1 protein-coding gene and 2 pseudogenes are annotated in these 2504 nt (G+C 60.7%); all 3 read left to right on the plus strand.

The annotated features are described in order from the left end of the window. Positions 1–1250, plus strand: a pseudogene (locus DIE16_RS36135) (integrase); the annotation flags it as partial. A gap of 26 nt (positions 1251–1276) precedes the next feature. Beyond that, entirely contained in the window at positions 1277–2254 is a 978-nt protein-coding gene (locus DIE16_RS36140; RefSeq protein WP_059848502.1) for an ATP-binding protein, read from the plus strand. Further along, positions 2223–2504 (plus strand): annotated as a pseudogene (locus DIE16_RS36960) (hypothetical protein); the annotation flags it as partial. The gene DIE16_RS36140 and the pseudogene DIE16_RS36960, both read left to right, overlap by 32 nt.

Consider the following 2504-nt stretch of genomic DNA (forward strand, 5'->3'; position numbering starts at 1 on the left):
TCGTGATGCTCGATCCGCTCGGTTTTACGCACGAGTTCGAAATCGAACGCGTCTGGTTGCTGGTGATCATTGACGTTTGCACACGCGCGGTGCTCGGGCATCACCTCGTCCTGGCACGCGAATACAGTCGCTACGACGTCATCAAAGTGATCGAAACAGTACTCGAGCCGCATCGGGCCCGGTCCTTCACGATTCCCGAACTCGGCCACGGTCCCATGGATGGCTACCCGTCTCAACGCATGCCTGAGCTCGCCTACGTGACTTGGGAGCACATCAAGGTCGACAACGCGAAGGCGAATCTCGCGACCGAGACACTGGCCGCCTTATGCGAGTTCGTTGGCTGTCAGGTCGCGGCCGGACCGAAGCACAGTCCGGATGAGCGCCCTTACATCGAGCGGTTCTTTGGCACGATCGCCAGTCGATTGTCCTCGCGTTTGCCGGGCTACACTGGCAGCCATCCTCGGGATCTGCGTCGCGCGTTGTCGGACCCAAAGGGCAATCTGCGCCTGTTCGTGTCCTTCGACGAGCTCGAAGAGTTGGTCGAATATGCGATTGGGAGTTACAACGGCGCGCCGCACACTGGACTCAACAACGTCACGCCGCTCGAGGCAATGGAATCCTTCGTCCGTGGCAAACACACGCTCGTGAACTGGTTGCCGGAGCCCCGCCGTCGCACGCTGTGCCTGATGCAGTCGACGAAGCGCTGTCGTGTCCACGCCTATCTGAATCAGGGTACCCGACCGCATATCAACCTCTACGGTGTGCGGTATTCGAGTCCCGTACTGGCTTGCAGCACTGGGCTCATCGGTAAGCAGCTGCTCGTCTACCTGAACGCGGACGACTTGCGGAGTGTCCGCGCGTTCCTGCTCGACGGCACCGAATTAGGTGTCCTCGACGCGCAAGGTGCGTGGCACGTCGTGCCGCACAACCTGACCTTGCGACAGGAGATTCGCAAGGCCCAAAGCCGCAAGCGTCTGCGGGCATCACTGGATGCCAGCGGGATCGAGAAGTACATCCGCGCCAAGCTCGAGCAAGCGGGGAAAACCCGCCGAGCCGCGTCCGATTTGGCGCAAGCGGCTCGCATTCTGGCGGCCGCGCCAATCGTTCGGACGCCGCCGGGACCGGTGTCGACATCGATGTCCACGTCGACCGCCGTAGTCTACCCGGCTACCAGTGTAGTGCAGCCCGAAGTCCCACAGGTACGGGCGCATCCGCGCAAGCTGAAGATCGGCACCGGTCAGGTAGGTTGATCCAACGTTTCCGAGAGGAGGACACCATGTCAGTCGAGGTTCCACGCCCCATCGATCCGGCGTTGCATCCCTTGGCGACCGGCAATTACCGGATCGCTACGCCCGCCATTGAGGCTTTCTACGATCTTGTCACGAAATGTCTGCGTTATCGCATCATGGGCGCGCTTATCTATGGCCCGCCGCGCATTGGTAAGACCCGGGCAATTGAATATCTGCGCCTACTGCTGGCTCGCGACCTGCCAAAGATTACCAGCTACCATGCGCAGTGCGAGCACAAGCCGCGGCACGCCGAAGGCCCATTCTTCGTCAACTTGCTCGAGGCCGTTGGAGACCATAACCCGAACGCGGGTGTCGGTTCGGCCAAGCGCATGCGTCTGACGTTGCGCATTCGCGAAGCGGCTGCCCGTGCTGGCAGCGGCACCGTGCTGCTGTTTTGCGACGAGGCGCAGCGATACAACGAAAACGAATACGAATGGTTGCGTGACGTTCACGATGCACTCGATCGCCAGCAAATTAAGCTGTTCACGTTCCTCGTCGGCCAACAGGAACTGCTCTCCCAGAAAACCGCCCTGCAGATTGCCGGCAAGACGCAGATCGTCGCGCGCCTGATGGTCGAGGAACTACCGTTTTACGGAATTCGCAACGTCGACGATGTCGCCACCTGTCTGAACGGCTACGATCAGACTGCGTATCCGGAGACGAGCGACTGGAGCTTTACGCGATTCTATCTGCCGCAGGCTTTCGACGCCGGCTATCGTTTGCTCGATGACGCGGGTGAACTCTGGCGGGCGTTCGAGGCGGCCCACCACAAGGCCCGTTTGCCGGGCCGTCTCGAGATTCCGATGGAGTCGTTCGCGCGCGCGGTGGAAATCGTTTTGAAGGACAGCGAGTTAATGGATGCGCCCGGTTACTGTCCCGAGCCGACCTTGTGGACGCACGCGGCGCATCAATGTGGTTACATTCAGTCTCGCCATGCGACCGGCCAGGTCCTCGCCACAGCGTAGCGGAGCGTCGCTCCAGCCGCCGCGCCTGCCGATTCTGACGCTCGACGAGCAAAAGCTGACACCGTCGATGGGCTACGTGTTCAACAAGCGCTGGCTGGACCCCTGCGAATCGCTCGTGTCGATTTTGTGGAAGTTCGAGAAAGTAAATGCATTGCCTGGGAATGTTGTGGCGCGGGTGATGGGCCCCGATGTCGATCCGTACGAGGGCGTAGTACCCCAACTCGGTATCGTCAGTGTTGCGCGGCTACAC

The organism is Burkholderia sp. Bp9090, from assembly GCF_003857985.1.
Taxonomy (GTDB): domain Bacteria; phylum Pseudomonadota; class Gammaproteobacteria; order Burkholderiales; family Burkholderiaceae; genus Burkholderia.